Annotated in this window: 16 protein-coding genes and 1 tRNA gene; 9 read left to right on the forward strand and 8 right to left on the reverse strand. The window is 70.2% G+C overall.

Annotated features, from left to right (window positions below):
* Window positions 1-423: 423 nt before the first annotated feature.
* A complete protein-coding gene (locus tag H0E82_RS14705; RefSeq protein ID WP_180546182.1) occupies window positions 424-1611 on the reverse strand; it encodes a lytic transglycosylase domain-containing protein in 1188 nt (395 codons plus the stop codon).
* Window positions 1608-2366 carry a hydroxyacylglutathione hydrolase gene (gloB, locus tag H0E82_RS14710; protein WP_180546183.1) on the reverse strand — a complete coding sequence of 253 codons (759 nt, stop codon included), beginning with the start codon at window positions 2364-2366 and terminating at the stop codon, window positions 1608-1610. The genes H0E82_RS14705 and gloB overlap by 4 nt, the downstream gene beginning before the upstream one ends.
* A gap of 41 nt (window positions 2367-2407) precedes the next feature.
* Here gloB and H0E82_RS14715 point away from each other — a divergent pair, with 41 nt between their 5' ends.
* The 3 genes from H0E82_RS14715 to dnaQ are packed head-to-tail and all read left to right on the forward strand — an operon-like array spanning window position 2408 to window position 4271.
* The gene (locus H0E82_RS14715) at window positions 2408-3055 is read left to right on the forward strand and encodes a methyltransferase domain-containing protein (RefSeq protein WP_180546185.1); all 648 of its coding nucleotides are present in this window, start codon (window positions 2408-2410) and stop codon (window positions 3053-3055) included.
* 15 nt (window positions 3056-3070) lie between these two features.
* Window positions 3071-3517 carry a ribonuclease HI gene (gene rnhA, locus H0E82_RS14720; RefSeq protein WP_180546186.1) on the forward strand — a complete coding sequence of 149 codons (447 nt, stop codon included), beginning with the start codon at window positions 3071-3073 and terminating at the stop codon, window positions 3515-3517.
* A 31-nt stretch (window positions 3518-3548) separates the two neighbouring features.
* Window positions 3549-4271, forward strand: coding sequence for a DNA polymerase III subunit epsilon (gene dnaQ / locus H0E82_RS14725; protein WP_180546188.1), 723 nt, complete (start codon window positions 3549-3551; stop codon window positions 4269-4271).
* Window positions 4272-4284: 13 nt separating this feature from the next.
* Here the strand turns inward: dnaQ and H0E82_RS14730 are convergent, their stop codons facing one another.
* Window positions 4285-4989: a PP2C family protein-serine/threonine phosphatase gene (locus tag H0E82_RS14730; protein WP_180546190.1), complete on the reverse strand. Its 705-nt coding sequence runs from the start codon at window positions 4987-4989 to the stop codon at window positions 4285-4287.
* 258 nt (window positions 4990-5247) lie between these two features.
* Here H0E82_RS14730 and H0E82_RS14735 point away from each other — a divergent pair, with 258 nt between their 5' ends.
* Together H0E82_RS14735 and H0E82_RS14740 are read left to right on the forward strand one after the other, a co-directional pair.
* Complete coding sequence (locus tag H0E82_RS14735) at window positions 5248-7611, forward strand: PAS domain S-box protein (protein WP_180546191.1); 2364 nt, start codon at window positions 5248-5250, stop codon at window positions 7609-7611.
* Window positions 7608-7955: a response regulator gene (locus H0E82_RS14740; RefSeq protein WP_180546193.1), complete on the forward strand. Its 348-nt coding sequence runs from the start codon at window positions 7608-7610 to the stop codon at window positions 7953-7955. The genes H0E82_RS14735 and H0E82_RS14740 overlap by 4 nt, the downstream gene beginning before the upstream one ends.
* On the opposite strand, the gene H0E82_RS14745 is transcribed toward H0E82_RS14740, so the two are convergent.
* The 3 genes from H0E82_RS14745 to H0E82_RS14755 form a co-directional block, all read right to left on the reverse strand.
* Window positions 7950-8150 (reverse strand): hypothetical protein, encoded by a 201-nt coding sequence (locus H0E82_RS14745; RefSeq protein ID WP_180546194.1) that lies wholly within the window; start codon window positions 8148-8150, stop codon window positions 7950-7952. The genes H0E82_RS14740 and H0E82_RS14745 overlap by 6 nt on opposite strands.
* A gap of 2 nt (window positions 8151-8152) precedes the next feature.
* Window positions 8153-9490: a sigma-54-dependent transcriptional regulator gene (locus H0E82_RS14750; RefSeq protein WP_180546196.1), complete on the reverse strand. Its 1338-nt coding sequence runs from the start codon at window positions 9488-9490 to the stop codon at window positions 8153-8155.
* Between the two features lie 188 nt (window positions 9491-9678).
* Window positions 9679-9769, reverse strand: a tRNA-Ser gene (locus tag H0E82_RS14755).
* A gap of 113 nt (window positions 9770-9882) precedes the next feature.
* Between H0E82_RS14755 and H0E82_RS14760 the strand changes: the two genes are divergently transcribed.
* On the forward strand, window positions 9883-10293 hold the full coding sequence (locus H0E82_RS14760) for a DUF6165 family protein (RefSeq protein WP_180546197.1): 411 nt from the start codon (window positions 9883-9885) through the stop codon (window positions 10291-10293).
* 22 nt (window positions 10294-10315) lie between these two features.
* Here H0E82_RS14760 and H0E82_RS14765 read toward each other — a convergent pair whose 3' ends face one another.
* Both H0E82_RS14765 and H0E82_RS14770 read right to left on the reverse strand, forming a co-directional pair.
* The gene (locus tag H0E82_RS14765; protein WP_180546199.1) at window positions 10316-10693 is read right to left on the reverse strand and encodes a hypothetical protein; all 378 of its coding nucleotides are present in this window, start codon (window positions 10691-10693) and stop codon (window positions 10316-10318) included.
* On the reverse strand, window positions 10690-11775 hold the full coding sequence (locus H0E82_RS14770; protein ID WP_328797076.1) for a glycosyltransferase family 9 protein: 1086 nt from the start codon (window positions 11773-11775) through the stop codon (window positions 10690-10692). Before H0E82_RS14770 ends, H0E82_RS14765 begins: the two co-directional genes overlap by 4 nt.
* A 23-nt stretch (window positions 11776-11798) precedes the next feature.
* Between H0E82_RS14770 and H0E82_RS14775 the strand changes: the two genes are divergently transcribed.
* Genes H0E82_RS14775 through moaA form a run of 3 tightly spaced genes read left to right on the forward strand, consistent with a single transcriptional unit; the run spans window position 11799 to window position 14346 of the window.
* Window positions 11799-12557 (forward strand): 3-deoxy-D-manno-octulosonic acid kinase, encoded by a 759-nt coding sequence (locus tag H0E82_RS14775; protein ID WP_180546201.1) that lies wholly within the window; start codon window positions 11799-11801, stop codon window positions 12555-12557.
* Window positions 12557-13327 carry an MBL fold metallo-hydrolase gene (locus tag H0E82_RS14780; RefSeq protein WP_219338551.1) on the forward strand — a complete coding sequence of 257 codons (771 nt, stop codon included), beginning with the start codon at window positions 12557-12559 and terminating at the stop codon, window positions 13325-13327. Before H0E82_RS14775 ends, H0E82_RS14780 begins: the two co-directional genes overlap by 1 nt.
* Window positions 13324-14346 carry a GTP 3',8-cyclase MoaA gene (moaA, locus tag H0E82_RS14785; RefSeq protein ID WP_180546203.1) on the forward strand — a complete coding sequence of 341 codons (1023 nt, stop codon included), beginning with the start codon at window positions 13324-13326 and terminating at the stop codon, window positions 14344-14346. The genes H0E82_RS14780 and moaA overlap by 4 nt, the downstream gene beginning before the upstream one ends.
* Window positions 14347-14387: the final 41 nt, after the last annotated feature.

Genomic DNA, 14387 nt, shown 5'->3' on the forward strand with positions numbered 1-14387 from the left:
CCGAACCGTTCGGCGTCGAGTGACGTTCACCGTTCCGGTGCATGCATGTGGCGGCTTGTGCGAAGCCGCGTGCGGTTGTCGGTGAAGTGCCGTGTCCGTCCATCGGCTCGCCGGGAAGCTGCGGTCCCCCGCGTGTGCAGTGATCCGGACGTAGAGGGCACATACGCTGCGGACCGCTGCGAAACGGCCTGCGTTCATCGCCCGTCCTGTCCGCGCGCGGCTGCCTGTCCGCGTTTCCCGTTCCTCGCCGGTCGCTGACGCCACGGCACGACACGTGGCGCGGCGACGACTGATGTCCGGCGATGAGAGACGCCATCGCGTGTCCGGTGACGGCGCCTGCACTTGGCCTGCCCAGATCAGGCGGGTCTCACCCGTGCCGCTGGCGAAACATGCCTTCGAGCACCTGGCGGCCTGCCAACCGACTCAACCGCGCTCGTCGAGCCGCAACTCCATTCCGGGCCGCAGGACGCTGCGCTCTTCGAGGCCGTTGCGGCGCAGCAGCTCCTGGACGCTGAGGCCATAGAGGCGGGCGATGGTCCATGCCGACTCACCGCGCGCCACCGTGTGCACGCGCTGCGCTGCCGCCTGCAAGGCCGCGACGACGCCGGTCGATGGGGAGGCATCGCGCGGCGTCGGCTCGGGCGGCGCTTCGGCCAGGAACACCGGCGGCGCAGCCGCCGCCTGCGGCACCAGCACGCGGATCGGTTGACCGATCCGCGCCAGCCGTCCGTCCGCGTGGGCCGGGTTGAGCCGGCGCAGCAGCTGTGCATCGGTGTCGTGGCGCGTGGCCAGCGTGTCGAGATCGCCGATGCCGGCCGGCACGGGGATCGCGCGCAGCACCGGCACCTCGCGATCGAGGGAGGCCAGCCAACCCTCGCGCGCTTCCGCCTCGCGGATCACACACGACAGCGCATGCAACTTGCGGACGTAGCTGTGGGTGATATCGGGCATCGCCAGCGCCGCCGGATCGGCGCTGGCGGGCGCCTGGCCGGCGCGCTTGAGCGCCCCCAGCACGCGGTATTCGCCTGCGTTGTAGGCCATCACCGCGAGCCGCCAGTCACCGGCGAACATGCCGTGCAGCGTCTTGAGATAGCGGACGGCGGCTGTCGTCGCATCGACCGGCGAAAGCCGGCCGTCGTAGCCCGGGCGGATCGGAATTTCGTGGTTGCGCGCCGTCACTGCGATGAACTGCCACAGGCCGGCCGGCCCCGAGGCGCTTCGCGCACCTGGGCGGTAGCCGCTTTCGACGAACGGGATCAGCGCGTACTCGGTGGGCAGGTGGGCTTCGCGCAGCGCGTCGACCACGTAACCGAACAAGGGCAGCACGTCGCTGCGTGCCGCCAGCTGACGGGGTACATGATTGAAATGCGAACGCCAGCGCGCGGTGGCATCGTCACTGCAATCGGTATCGGCGAGTCCCTCGATGAAGCTGCGATAGATCGCCTGGCCGTTGCGCACGGACGGGGGCTCGCCCGGGGGCGTGGGCATTTCGGCAGCAGGTGCGGGGGAGGCGGGCGCATCGGCCGCTGCCGGCCCCGCGGCCGCGTGCAGGGACGGCCCCGCCGCCAGCACCAGGGCCAGGGCGAGCCGGAGACCGCGTCGCGCCCTCATGCCCGGAAACCGTCCTTCCAGCGCCGCAGCGCGGCGAACACGGCGACACGGTCGTCGGGATCGACACCGGCGTGGGCGGCGACGGCCTCGCGCACTGCGGGCGCGCCAGTCCGCAGAAACGGATTGCAGGCCAGCTCGGCGTGCAGGGTGACGGGAAGCGTGGGCCTGTGGGCACTGCGCATCGCGGTGATCTCCTGTTCGCGGCGCCGCAGCGCCGCATTGTCCGGATCCACCGTCCGCGCGAACGCGGCATTGGACCGGCTGTATTCGTGGCCGCAACAGACCAGGGTCTGGGCGGGCAATGCCGCCAGGCGGTCGAGCGAGGCCAGCATCTGGGCCGGCGTACCTTCGAACAGCCGGCCACAGCCAAGGCTGAACAGGGTATCCCCGCAAAACAAGTGCCCATGCCCGAAAAATGCGATGTGCGTCTCAGTATGGCCCGGGACGGCCAGGATTTCGAAGTGCCAGCCATCCCGTTCGAGGGTCTCGCCGTCCGCGACGCGCTGGTCAGCGAACGGAATCCTCGGGTCGACCGGTGCCACGATCCGGAGCGATGGCCATCGATCGCGGAGCGCGGCCACACCCCCGATGTGATCGGCATGGTGATGGGTGAGCAGGACCAGATCGGGGCCGTCGTCCATGGCTTCGAGCACCGGACCTGCATCGCCGGGGTCGACGACGAGCGTGCGCCCGTCGGGCCGGGTCAGGACCCAGATGTAGTTGTCGTCGAAAGCGGGCAGGGGCTCGAGTCGCATCGTCCGGAGTGGTGGCGGCCGAAGCCCGTACAATGGCGACCATGCCCGCGATCTTCACGACCGGTCAACCCGCCGCCGCCAGCGACTGGTTCGCCACATCCGCCGGCCGGGCCGTTCTCGACAGCGAGCGCTCACTCGTCGGCGAGGCGCTCGGTGCCCATCCTGGGCTGCCCTGGCTTTGGCTGTCGCCGGGCGATCCCGGGCACGACGCTGCGGGACGCGGCCTGCACCTCGTGCGTCGCGGCGACCGGCTCACCGGCCCGGTGCGCTGCGCCTGCCCGTTGCCCCTGCCCAGTGAGGCCTTCGGCGCGGTCGTGTTGCAGCATGTCGTCGGGAACGGCGACGAGGCGCTGCTCGAGGAAGCGGCACGTGTGCTCGCTCCGGGTGGGCATCTCTGGTTGCTGGTCCTCAACCCGCTCACGCCTTACCGGTGGCGTTGGCGCGGCTGCGGTATCGCCAGCGCCGAGCCCTTGACCTGGCGGCGCCGCCTGCGCGATGCGGGCCTGGCGCCGGATGCGGTTTCACGCGGGGTGGGCCCGAGCTGGCGCGAGCAGCCCGCGACCGAAGTGCAGAACGGTCCTGGCTTCCGCGCGGCCTATGCGCTGCGGGGCCAGAAGCGGCACCTCCCGCTGACGCCCGTCCGCCAGACTCGCGCCCTGCCGCTGCCTTCGGCGGCGCCGGCGCTCTGATCCATCAGGACCGCAATGAAATCGATCGACGTCTACACCGATGGTGCCTGCCTCGGAAATCCGGGACCCGGCGGCTGGGGCGCGCTGCTGCGCTACCGCGACATCGAACGCGAGCTCAGTGGCGGCGAGCCGCAGACCACCAACAACCGGATGGAGCTCATGGCCGCGATCATGGCGCTCGAGACCCTGACCGAGCCCTGCCGGATCGACCTGCACACCGATTCCCAGTATGTGCGCCAGGGCATCACCGAATGGCTGCGCAACTGGGTGCGCCGCGGCTGGAAGACGGCTGCCGGCGGTGCCGTGAAGAACCAGGACCTGTGGCAGCGGCTGCAACTGGCCTGCGAGCGGCACACGATCGAATGGCACTGGGTGAAGGGCCATTCCGGTCACCCGGAGAACGAGCGCGTCGATGCACTGGCCACCGCCGCCGCCCGGGCGCAGCGCAGTGCGGCCGCCTGATCCGCGCACCACGACGGGAGACGCCTAGGCAATGCGACAGATCGTGCTGGACACCGAGACCACCGGCCTCGAATGGAAGAAGGGCAACCGGGTCGTGGAGATCGGTTGCGTGGAGCTGGTCGAGCGCCGGCCGACCGGGCGTACCTACCACCAGTACATCCGCCCCGACTGCGATTTCGAGCAGGGCGCGGCCGAAGTCACCGGCCTGAGCCTCGAGTTCCTCGCCGACAAGCCGCCGTTCGAATCGATCGCCGACGAGTTCCTGGCCTTCATCGACGGCGCCGAACTGGTGATCCACAACGCGGCCTTCGACGTGGGCTTCCTGGACTACGAACTCTCCAGGCTCGGCACGCACTACGGGGACATCCGCAGCCGCGCACGCATCGAGGATTCACTGCTGCTCGCGCGGCAGCGCTACCCGGGCCAGCGCAATTCGCTCGATGCCCTGTGCAAGCGGCTGGGCGTGGACAACGCGCATCGCCAGCTGCATGGCGCCCTGCTCGATGCCCAGCTGCTCGCCGACGTCTACCTGGCCCTCACCGCGGGCCAGCACGAGATCGGGTTCGCCGCGCCGGCGGACACCGGGCCGCGCGTGCCGCATCTGGTCGCGCTGCAGCCGTCGGGCATACGTCCGAGGCTGCGGGTCCCGCATGACGATCTGGCGCTGCACGCCGCACGCGTGGAGGCCATCCGCGCCCGCGCCGGCGTGTGCCTGTGGGATCCCGTGTCCGAACCGGAAGCGCTGCCGGCCTGATCGCGCTCGCCGCCTACTGCCGGCGGATCAGGATCACCGTGACGTTGTCCGAGCCGCCGCCATCCAGTGCCGCGGCCACCAGCCCGTCGACGCATTCCTGGGCGCTGCACTCGGTGTGCGCCAGGACACGGGCGATCACCCGGTCGTCGACCTCTTCGGTCAGGCCGTCGCTGCACAGCAGCAACTGGGTGCCCGGCGCGAGTTCGCCCGACAGGGTTTCGACGTTGAGTGTCTCGGGGTCGGTGACGCCGAGCGCCTGGGTGACGACGTTGCGGTGCGGATGGCTGCGCGCCTGGTCCACGCTGATCGCGCCCTTGGCGATGAGCTCCTGGACGTAACTGTGGTCCTGGGAAAGCTGGGCCAGCGTGGCATCGCGCCAGAGATACACCCGGCTGTCGCCGACCCAGGCCACCTCGAAACGGGTGCCGGTGACCCGGGCGGCCACGACCGTCGTGCCCATCGGCAGGCTGTCGTTGCGCCGCCGCGACGCGCGGATGATCTCCTCGTCGGCCGCGCGGATCGCCTGCGCCAGGGTGGCGCCCCCACGGATCTCGCGCACGATCGCCTCGCGCGCCAGCGCGCTCGCGACCTCGCCGTACTCGTGTCCGCCCATGCCGTCGGCGATCAGCCACAGCCCGAGCTCGCTGTCGCCGTAGTAGGTGTCCTCGTTGAGGTCGCGACGCAGGCCGACGTGCGTCAGGTGTCCGAACTCGATCATGCGGCTCCCGGTGCGTGCGCGATGGACCGTCGTTGCGGACAACGCCAGCCGCACGCGGGCGCGGCCACCGGTCCGGGACGGGCAGGGGGGCAGTGCGGTGGAGGCAGGCAACGACGTGGCATAGGGCATTGTGACGCCAGAGCCGCCGCGGAGCATAGGCCATGCGCCACGGGCGGTACGGCGCCGGGGGCCCCGGGCGTGACGCCCGGCGTGCACGGCGCTGGCGTATCGTGAGCCCCCGCCCCGTCCGGACGACCCATGCACGAGTCCGCAGCCACATGGCCCTGGAGCGATGGCGACATGGCCTCGCGCTTCCGGACCTTCGACTGGACGCACTCGGCACTCGGTCCGGTGCAGGCGTGGCCGGCCGCGCTGCGGTCGACGGTGGCCACCATGCTCGACTCCCCGGTGCCGATGGCCCTGGCCTGGGGGCGCGAGGGACGCTATCTCTATAACGACGCCATTGCCGCACTGCTCGGTCAACGGCATCCGGCCGGATTCGCGCAGCCGATGGTCGAGGTCTGGTCGGAGATCGCGAGGGACGTTTCGGCGATGCTCGAGGACGCGTTCGCCGGGCGTTCGGTGAAGCTGCGCCGGCTCGCGTTCGAGCTGCATCGCGACGGTCGAAGCGAATCGGTGCTGTTTGACGTGGACTGTTCGCCGGTGCGCGGCGATGACGGCGCGCCGGCCGGGATGGTGGTCGTGGTGCGGGAACTCGCGCGCGAGAGCGCTGTACGCGCGGCCGAGGAGCTCGGACACCGCGAGCGCTGCCTGCTCGCGCTAAGCGACGCGCTGCGCGATCTGACCGATCCCGGCGAAATCCACGATGTCGCCGCCCTGCTGCTGGGCGCCCACCTGGGCGTGGACCGCATCGGCCATGTCGAGGCCGACGGGGGCGGCCTCGTCGTCCGCGAGTGCAGCGACGACGGCACCGCCGCGGTCGCGTGGCCTGCCGCGGTCTTGGGGGATTGCCTCTTCGGTGGCAGCCAGGTGACGCGCGCTGCGGTCTTCGACGACGTGGCGCGCGAGCCGCTGCTCGACACCGCCACGCGCACGCTGCTCGCAGCGCACGACATCGGTGCATTGGCGGCGCCCGCGCCGCGCGCACCGGTGATCGACCGCTTCGTGGCGCTGAGTCGCGCACCCCGTCGCTGGAGCACGTCCGAGCTGGATCTGCTGCGTGAAGTCGGCGAACGCGTGCAGGCTGCAACCGAACGGGCGCGGGTCAAGATCGCGCTGGCTTCGAGCGAGGAGCGGTTCCGCGCGGTCGCCGAGCAGGCAGAGGTGGGGGTGGCCCTGGCCGATCGCGACGGCCGCCTGGTGTACGTGAACGACCGGCACTGCGAGGTGACCGGAATGTCACGCGAGGCGCTGATCGACAGTCGGATCCGGGCGATCACCCATCCCGACGACCGGGCGCTGAGTGCCCAGCAGATGGACGCGCTCTACCGGACCGGAACGCCGTTCACCGTGGAGAAGCGCATCGGCACGCGGGATGCGCCGCGCTGGATCAGGATCACGGTGGGACCGTGGCGCGATCCCTCCGGGACTGTCGTGGGCAGTCTGGCGATCAGTCTCGACCTGACCTCCCGGCGGCAGGCCGAACAGGCGCTGCGCGACAGCGAAGCGCGGTTCCGACAGTTCGGCGACGCCTCGTCCGATGTGCTGTGGATCCGCAACGCGCGGACACTGGAGGTGGAGTACCTCAGTCCGGCATTCGAGACGATCTACGGACAGCAGCGCGAGGTGTCGCTGCGCGATCCCCGTTACTGGATGACGATGGTGCATCCGGACGATGCGGTGGCCGTGCGCGCCAACGCGCGCCGGGTCCGCGGCGGTGCCCGCTCCAGCATCGAGTTCCGCATCATCCGTCCGGCCGACGGGCGTGTCGTCTGGATCCGCAACACGGACTTTCCCCTGTACGACGAGGAGGGCCGGCTGCAGCGCATCGGCGGGATCGGCCGCGACATCACCCGTGAGCGCGACGACGCTGCATTGATGGAGACGCTGGTCGCCGAACTGCAGCACCGCACGCGCAATCTGATCGCCGTGATCCAGTCGCTGGCGCGCCGCACGCAGCAGGAAAGTCGCGACATCGACGGTTTCGGGCGTTCCTTCAACCGGCGCCTGGACGCGCTGGGCAGGGTGCAGGCGCTGCTGTCGCGTCGCGCCGACGGCGAAGGCGTGAGTTTCGACGCTCTGCTCGGCCAGGAGCTCGATGCCCACGGCATCGGTCCGGAAGGTGATCCGCGGGTGCGACTGCAGGGCCCGGCCGGAGTGCCGCTGCGTGCGCGCGCCGTGCAGATCCTCGCCCTCGCGCTGCACGAGCTCACGACCAACGCACTCAAGCACGGTGCGCTGTCGAACGCCGGGGGTCGGCTGGCCATCCGCTGGGCCGTCGACGCCGACAGCGCGGAGCCGCTGCTGGGCGTCGAGTGGGAGGAGAGCGGCGTGCTGCTCGCTTCGGTCGAGCGGGCGAACGGGTACGGGCGTGAACTGATCGAACGCGCCTTGCCCTACCAGCTCAATGCACAGACCCGCTACGAACTGCGGGACGACGGCGTGTACTGCACGATCCGCGTGCCCTTGAACGGCCTGGCCCAGCCGCCGGATCCGGCATGAGCCGGGCGTCGCGCATCCTCGTGGTCGAGGACGAATACGTACTGGCCCTGCACCTGGAGGAGGAGCTGCTCGCGCGCGGCGTGACGGTGCTGGGGCCGTTCGCCGCGCTGGCGGATGTGCAGGCCACGCTCGAAGCCGGCGACCGACCGGATGCCGCGATCCTCGACGTCAATCTGGCTGGTACCTACGTATTCCCGGTGGCCGAACGGCTTCGACAGCTCGGTGTGCCGTTCCTGTTCGCCTCGGGATACGATCGCACGGTCCTGCCCCCGCACTTCGCCGACGTGCCGCTCTGCACGAAACCCGTGGACGTTGAAAAGGCGCTGCGCGCCCTGGGGTTATGAACCGCGGACCGGGTCCTGGCGCAGGAGGTCGGCCGCGCGCAGGCTCGCGCTCTCGCTCTCGCACAGGAAGCGAACCGCGCGTTCGATATCACCCGACTCGAACGCGCTGCGCGCGGCCGCGGTCGAGATGGTGGCCGCATTGACCGCGTTGCGCAGGGCGTGGAGCCACTCGGCATCGACCGGTACGCCCGGCATGCTCACTCGTCCACCCGCGGCGAACCATCGCCACGTGCTCCCAACCGTGCGAGCTGGTTGTGGATGGTGCGCACGCTGACGCCGAGCGCGCGCGCAGTGGCGGTCTTGTCGTTGTTGAAATGCGCCAGGGTCTTGAGCAGGGCGCGCCGTTCGATTTCAGCGAGCGTCGTCCCCACGGAGAACAGGATCGAGGTGTCCGACTCCTGCCAGACCGGCGCGCTCGGCAGGTCGGGCTTCACATGCAGCAGGTCCTCGTCCTGCAGCAGGTACGCACGCTGCACCGCGCTGCGCAGCTCATGGACGTTGCCCGGCCAACTGTGGCGCAGGAGCACCGCTTCGCTGCCGGGCGCGAGCCGCTTGCCGCGGCCGTAGGCACTGTTGAGCCGGTCGATGAAATGGGATGCCAGAACCACGACATCCTCGCCGCGATCGCGCAGCGGCGGCACCGCCAGGGTGACGTGGGCGAGTGCGTAGTACAGGTCCTCGCGCAGTACGTGCTCGCGCACGGCTTCGCCGGGCTCGCGCACGGTCGCCGCGATCACGCGCACCTCGGAACGAGCCGTTGCCGCATCGTCTCCGGGTGTCACCGCCATCGCCCCGAAGTCCTGGGCAAGCCGCAACTGCACCGCCTGGGGGAGCGCATCGACTGCGTCGAGAAACAGCGTGCCACCCCGCGCGCGTTGCACCGCGCCCGGCATGGCCCCGTCAGCCAGAGCATCTTCGCCGAACAGTGCGGCGGCGGCCGCATCGCCGAGCGCGGCGCAATCCACGGCCACGCACTCGCCCGGACGCCCGCTGGCCATATGCAGTGCACGTGCAAACAGGCGTTTGCCGGTGCCGACTTCGCCCCACATCAGCACCGAGGCGTCGGTCGGGCCTGCGCGCAAGACGGTATCGACCACGGAACGCAGCCTCGGGCTGTTGCCGATGACCCCGGCCACAGGCGAGGGTTCGGCGCTGGCGCGAGCGGGCGGGCGGTAACGCGCAGCCACCCGGTCGAGCAGCGCTCGAAGCCTGGCCGGATCGAGTGGCTTGAGCAGGTAGTCGAGAATGGGCCTGGACACGGCCCGCGTTGCAGTCTCCAGCGAAGGACGGCCGGTGACGATGACGATTTGGCCGTGCTGGGAAAGGTCGACATCATCGAGCAGGTCCATGCCGGACCCATCGGGCAGTTGCAGGTCGAGCAACATCAGGTCGGCGCGCGACCGCCCCAGAAACTGCCGGGCCTCGGCCAGTGTCTCGGCCAGTTGAACCCGGAATCCCGCCGAAAATGCCAGCTGGGCGGCAGCCCGGGCGAACGTGCCGTCGTCGTCGAGAATCAGCGCGGTGGGTTGTGGCATATCGACTCCCTGGGACTGCTGCACGCTAGCCTGCAGGCGGTGAATAGGGCGTGGAATCGCCTGGAGACAGGTCGGATGGGTGTAACGCGACAGTTATCCGCGCCGGGAATACCCCGCTCCGCTGCCGCGGTCCACAGTGCAGCCTGGGTGGAAACGCAAAACGCCCCTTGCGGGGCGTCTGGCGCATCTGGCGGAGAGGGGGGGATTCGAACCCCCGAGGCGCTATAAACGCCTGCCTGATTTCGAGTCAGGTACATTCAACCACTCTGCCACCTCTCCGGTGGTCCCGGTCGCCGCAGGCGGTGTCCGGGGGCGCAATCATACGGCTGCGCCGCACGGGCGACAAGCCGCCGGCGCTACACTGTCCGGCCCTTCCCGCATTCCAGGCGCCCATGTCCGAGATATCAGTCCCCGTCTCCTTCGGCGAGCTGCTCGACAAGATCGCGATTCTGCAGATCAAGTCCGAACGCATGCGCGACCCCGACAAACTCACCAACGTGCGCAACGAGCTCACCGCCCTCGAGACCACCTGGCTGGCACACCCCGCCGCCGGGCACGACATCGTCCGTCTGCGCGCCGAGCTCAAGGCCGTCAACGAGCGCCTGTGGGTGATCGAAGACGACATCCGCGTCAAGGAAAAGGCGCAGGCCTTCGACGAGGAGTTCGTGCGGCTGGCCCGCAGCGTGTACTTCGAGAACGACGAGCGGGCCCGGATCAAGAAGGCCATCAACGTGGCACTGGGTTCGGCCTACGTGGAGGAGAAGTCCTACGAGGACTACCGCAGCGGCGCAGCCGCGCCCTGAGCGGACCTGCGCGACGCGTGACTCACCCGTCCCGACGGCGCCCGCTCTTGAGGTCGATGTATTCGTCCATGCGGCTGAGCAGTCGCCACCACTCGCTGCCGTCGTCGCGGTAGGTGCGCACCGCGCCGGCGCGCACCAGGATGCGCCGGAGCTCGTCGTCTTCGAAGCCGCCGAGGTGCTTGCGCAGCAGGTCGAAGGAGCGATCGGTGTAGCCCTTGTGGCCGAGGAAGTGGCGGGCGGTGTCCTCGGCCGCGAACTCGGTCTTGTATTGCGTGCGCAGACGCTCGAGCTGCTGCACGTGCAATTGCCGGTTGAGCAGCCAGCTGACCGCGCCGCCCACCAGTGCACCGACGATCGCGCCGACCAGCGATGCGATGACGCCCGCGGCGAACGGGGTCACGCCGCGGGGTCCATGTCCGCACGCCGGCGTTCGAACGCGGCGATCGCATCGTCCACCGTGACCAGCGTCATGACGTCGTCGAATTCGATCTTGGTCCCCCACCTCAGGGCGGCGGCCGGCTTGCCCAGGAAACGGCGCGCGGCGTCGTCGTAGCGGTCCACGCAGAACCTGCGATCGGAATAGGGCCCGCTGCGGGCGGGATTGCTCGCGGCGTGCAGCCCGAGCACCTTGGTGCCCATCGCGTTGGCGATGTGCATCGGCCCCGAGTCCGGGGTGACCAGCAACTGGGCGCGGGCGAGCAGGGCGGGCAACTGCTTCAGGGTGTCCTTGCCCACGAGATCCAGTGCCGGGTGCCGCATCGCGGCGAGGATGGCGTCGGCGGTCTCGCGTTCGAGCGCGCTGCGGCCGCCGCACAGCACGATGCGCCAGCCGGCGTCGACCGCGTGGTCGGCGAGTGCGGCATAGCGGTCCGGCAGCCAGTTGCGGCGCACGTGGCTGGAGCACGGCGAGATCATCAGCACGGGCCGACCGTCGTCGTCCCACTGCGCGCGGGCCCAGGCGTGTGCGTCGTCGGGGACGGGCATGTCCCAGACGACGCGCGTCTGGCGCAGACCGAGTGGCTCGCAGAAACTGCCGATCGCGTCGAGTACGTGGATGCCCGGCCGGTCCGGAATGCGCTCGCTGACGAACACGCCGTGGAGGTCCTTGGATCGCGCCCGGTCGTAGCCGATCCGTCTGCGCGCGGGCACGAAACCCGAGAGCAGATTGGCGCGCGCGGCGACCTGCATCTGCAACAACGCGTCGAACCGACGTGCCTCGCCCAGGCGCGAACGCAGGGCGCGTCCCACTTCACGCATGCCTGCAAGTCCGCTCTTCTTGTCGTAGACCACCAGGTCCACGTCGGGCAGCCCCGCGAGCAGCCGGGCTTCGCCCGCACCGATCAGCCAGGTCAGTGCGACCTGCGGCCACGCGTCACGGAGCGTGGCGATCAGGGGCAGCACGTGGGTGACGTCGCCCAGCGCCGAGAGCCGCAGCAGGCAGATCGAGCGTGGCGCGGGTACGTGGCCGGGCGGGACGTGGATCAAGGCTTGCTAGACTCCCGGCGATGAACAGATTCGACCCCAGCGAAAGTCTGACGCCGATACCGGCGTCCGGCGGCGCGGGCGATTACGGCGCCATTCTGTTCGACGGTACGCAGCTGCGGCAAGCCGACCCGCGCTGGTTCGACCCGGAGCTCTGGGGCGATCGCGCGCAGCGGGTGCAGGGCAGCGGACGCGGCGGTGCGTGGTTCATCGACGCCTCGCACGGCCCCTGCGTCTTGCGCCAGTACCTGCGCGGTGGACTGGTCGGCCGCATCAATCGCGATCGGCACCTGTGGCGCGGAGTCCGCGAGGTCCGCAGCTTCGTCGAGTTCCGCCTGTTGCGCGAGCTGCTGCGCCGCGACCTGCCGGTGCCCGAGCCCATCGCGGCGAGTTATCTGCGACGGGGTCCGGCCTATCGCGCCTGGATCCTGGTGGAGCGTCTTCCCGACGTCCGGTCACTGGCCGAGCTGGCGGCGGAATCGGCGTCGGATGCGCCCTGGGAGCAGGCCGGGCGGCTCATCGCGCGCTTCCATCGCGCGGGGCTCGACCATGCCGATCTCAACGCCCACAACATCCTGTTCGATTCGCTGGGCAAGGGCTGGCTGATCGATCTCGACCGCGGGCGCCTGCGCATTCCCGAGACCCGGTGGCGCGCGCGCAATCTCGCGCGACTCGAGCGCTCGCTGTTGAAGGAGCGCGGCGACCGCGCCGGCGCAGACGTTGCCGCCGATTTCGCCCGCCTGCGCCGGTCCTACGACGTGCTGTGGAGCCGGGGCACCTGATGACGCGCCCGGTGGAGTGGTCCCTGCACTTCCAGGGCGTGGGCAACGCATCCGCGGTCGCGCTCGGCTCGCCGATGGCGACGATCGAGCGCGACCGTGCACCCTGGCTGACGATCGACTGCGGCAGCGAGGGACTCACCGCGTACCAGGCGCAGCACGGCGCGATGCCGCGCGCCGTGTTCGTGACCCATGTGCATCTCGATCACGTCGGCGGCTTCGAACGGCTGTTCGTGGACCGGTTCTTCGGCAACGGCGGGGCGGCGAAGATGCGGCTCTACGTGCCGGCGCCGGTCGTGCCGCTGCTGCATCGACGGGTGGCCGATTATCCGAACGTACTGGCCGAAGGCGGCGCCAATTTCTGGGATGCGTTCCAGCTGGTGCCGGTGGGCGATGCGTTCTGGCACGAGGGGCAGCGCCTCGAGGTATTCCCGGTGCGTCACCACTGGCCGGAGACGGCCTATGGCCTGCGGCTGCCCGGCAGCCTGGTCTGGAGCGGCGACACCCGGCCGATTCCCGAAATGCTGGCGCGCCATGCCGACCGCGACGAACTCATCGCACACGATTGCGGCCTGCACGGCAACCCGTCGCACAGCGGCATCGACGATCTCGAGCGCGAGTATCCCCGCGCGTTGCTCGATCGCTGCGTGCTGTACCACTATGCGTCGCCCGCCGACGGCGCGGCGCTGGAGGCGCGCGGGCATCGCGTGGCCCGGCCCGGGGACCGTTTCGCACTCCGTGCACCCGCGGCGGCGCAGGCTTCGCCGCCATGAGTGCATTGCCCCTGTCGACCCGGGCGCCGCTCGACCGACTGGGGCGTCCGCTGCTCGACCTGCGTCTGTCGGTGATCGAGGCCTGCAACTTCCGCTGCGGCTACTGCATGCCGGCCGACCGCGTGCCCGACGACCACGGCTTCGACCAGGCCGGGCGCATGTCGTTCGACGAGATCGAGACCCTCGTGCGCGGCTTCGCGCGGGTGGGGATGCGCAAGCTCAGGCTCACGGGTGGCGAGCCGCTGCTGCGCAAGGGCCTGCCGGCGCTGGTGGAACGGCTGGCCAGGATCGACGGGATCGACGATCTGGCGATGACCACCAATGCATCGCTGCTGGCGCGCCATGCGCAGGCCCTGCGCGACGCCGGACTGCAGCGCCTGACGATCAGTCTCGACGCACTGGACGCGGCCCTGTTCCGCAGGTTGTCGGGCGGGCGAGGGGAGGTGTCGGACGTGCTCGCAGGCATCGACGCGGCCGAACGCGCGGGATTCGCCGCGATCAAGTTCAACTGCGTGGTGCAGCGCGGGGTAAACGACCACGAGGTCGAGCGACTGGCGGAGCACTTCCGCGGCAGTGGCCATGTGCTGCGTTTCATCGAATACATGGACGTGGGCACGTGCAACGACTGGGCGCTCGCGCGCGTCGTGCCGTCGCGCGAGCTGCACGCGCGTATCCACGCAAGGTGGCCGCTGCGCGCGCTCGAGGCGCAGTACCGCGGCGAGGTCGCGAGCCGCCATGCCTTCGAGGACGGCGCCGGCGAGATCGGGTTCATCAGCTCGGTTTCCGCGCCGTTCTGTGGCGATTGCCAGCGCGCCCGGGTGTCCGCGGACGGGAGCCTCTACACCTGCCTGTTCTCGGGCAGCGGGCATGCCCTGCGGCCCTGGCTCGCGGAAGGTGATGCGGGCTTCGCCGGACGCCTCGCGGAGCTGTGGCGCCAGCGCGGGGACCGGTACAGCAAGCTGCGCGGCCGGGACCCGTCGCCGCGCAGGCATGTCGAGATGTTCCTGGTCGGTGGCTGAGCCGTCGCCGCGCCATGCGCGCGATGCCGGTACCATCGCGC

Origin of the sequence: Luteimonas deserti (assembly GCF_013425765.1) — a bacterium.
Lineage (GTDB): Bacteria > Pseudomonadota > Gammaproteobacteria > Xanthomonadales > Xanthomonadaceae > Luteimonas > Luteimonas deserti.

Excerpts from the sequence above, each read along its gene's own strand:
- H0E82_RS14705 (WP_180546182.1), bottom strand. The coding sequence starts at position 1,611 with ATGAGGGCGCGACGCGGTCTCCGGCTCGCCCTGGCCCTGGTGCTGGCG.
- gloB (WP_180546183.1), bottom strand. The coding sequence starts at position 2,366 with ATGCGACTCGAGCCCCTGCCCGCTTTCGACGACAACTACATCTGGGTC.
- H0E82_RS14715 (WP_180546185.1), top strand. The coding sequence starts at position 2,408 with ATGCCCGCGATCTTCACGACCGGTCAACCCGCCGCCGCCAGCGACTGG.
- rnhA (WP_180546186.1), top strand. The coding sequence starts at position 3,071 with ATGAAATCGATCGACGTCTACACCGATGGTGCCTGCCTCGGAAATCCG.
- dnaQ (WP_180546188.1), top strand. The coding sequence starts at position 3,549 with ATGCGACAGATCGTGCTGGACACCGAGACCACCGGCCTCGAATGGAAG.
- H0E82_RS14730 (WP_180546190.1), bottom strand. The coding sequence starts at position 4,989 with ATGATCGAGTTCGGACACCTGACGCACGTCGGCCTGCGTCGCGACCTC.
- H0E82_RS14735 (WP_180546191.1), top strand. The coding sequence starts at position 5,248 with ATGCACGAGTCCGCAGCCACATGGCCCTGGAGCGATGGCGACATGGCC.
- H0E82_RS14740 (WP_180546193.1), top strand. The coding sequence starts at position 7,608 with ATGAGCCGGGCGTCGCGCATCCTCGTGGTCGAGGACGAATACGTACTG.
- H0E82_RS14745 (WP_180546194.1), bottom strand. The coding sequence starts at position 8,150 with ATGCCGGGCGTACCGGTCGATGCCGAGTGGCTCCACGCCCTGCGCAAC.
- H0E82_RS14750 (WP_180546196.1), bottom strand. The coding sequence starts at position 9,490 with ATGCCACAACCCACCGCGCTGATTCTCGACGACGACGGCACGTTCGCC.
- H0E82_RS14760 (WP_180546197.1), top strand. The coding sequence starts at position 9,883 with ATGTCCGAGATATCAGTCCCCGTCTCCTTCGGCGAGCTGCTCGACAAG.
- H0E82_RS14775 (WP_180546201.1), top strand. The coding sequence starts at position 11,799 with ATGAACAGATTCGACCCCAGCGAAAGTCTGACGCCGATACCGGCGTCC.
- H0E82_RS14780 (WP_219338551.1), top strand. The coding sequence starts at position 12,557 with ATGACGCGCCCGGTGGAGTGGTCCCTGCACTTCCAGGGCGTGGGCAAC.
- moaA (WP_180546203.1), top strand. The coding sequence starts at position 13,324 with ATGAGTGCATTGCCCCTGTCGACCCGGGCGCCGCTCGACCGACTGGGG.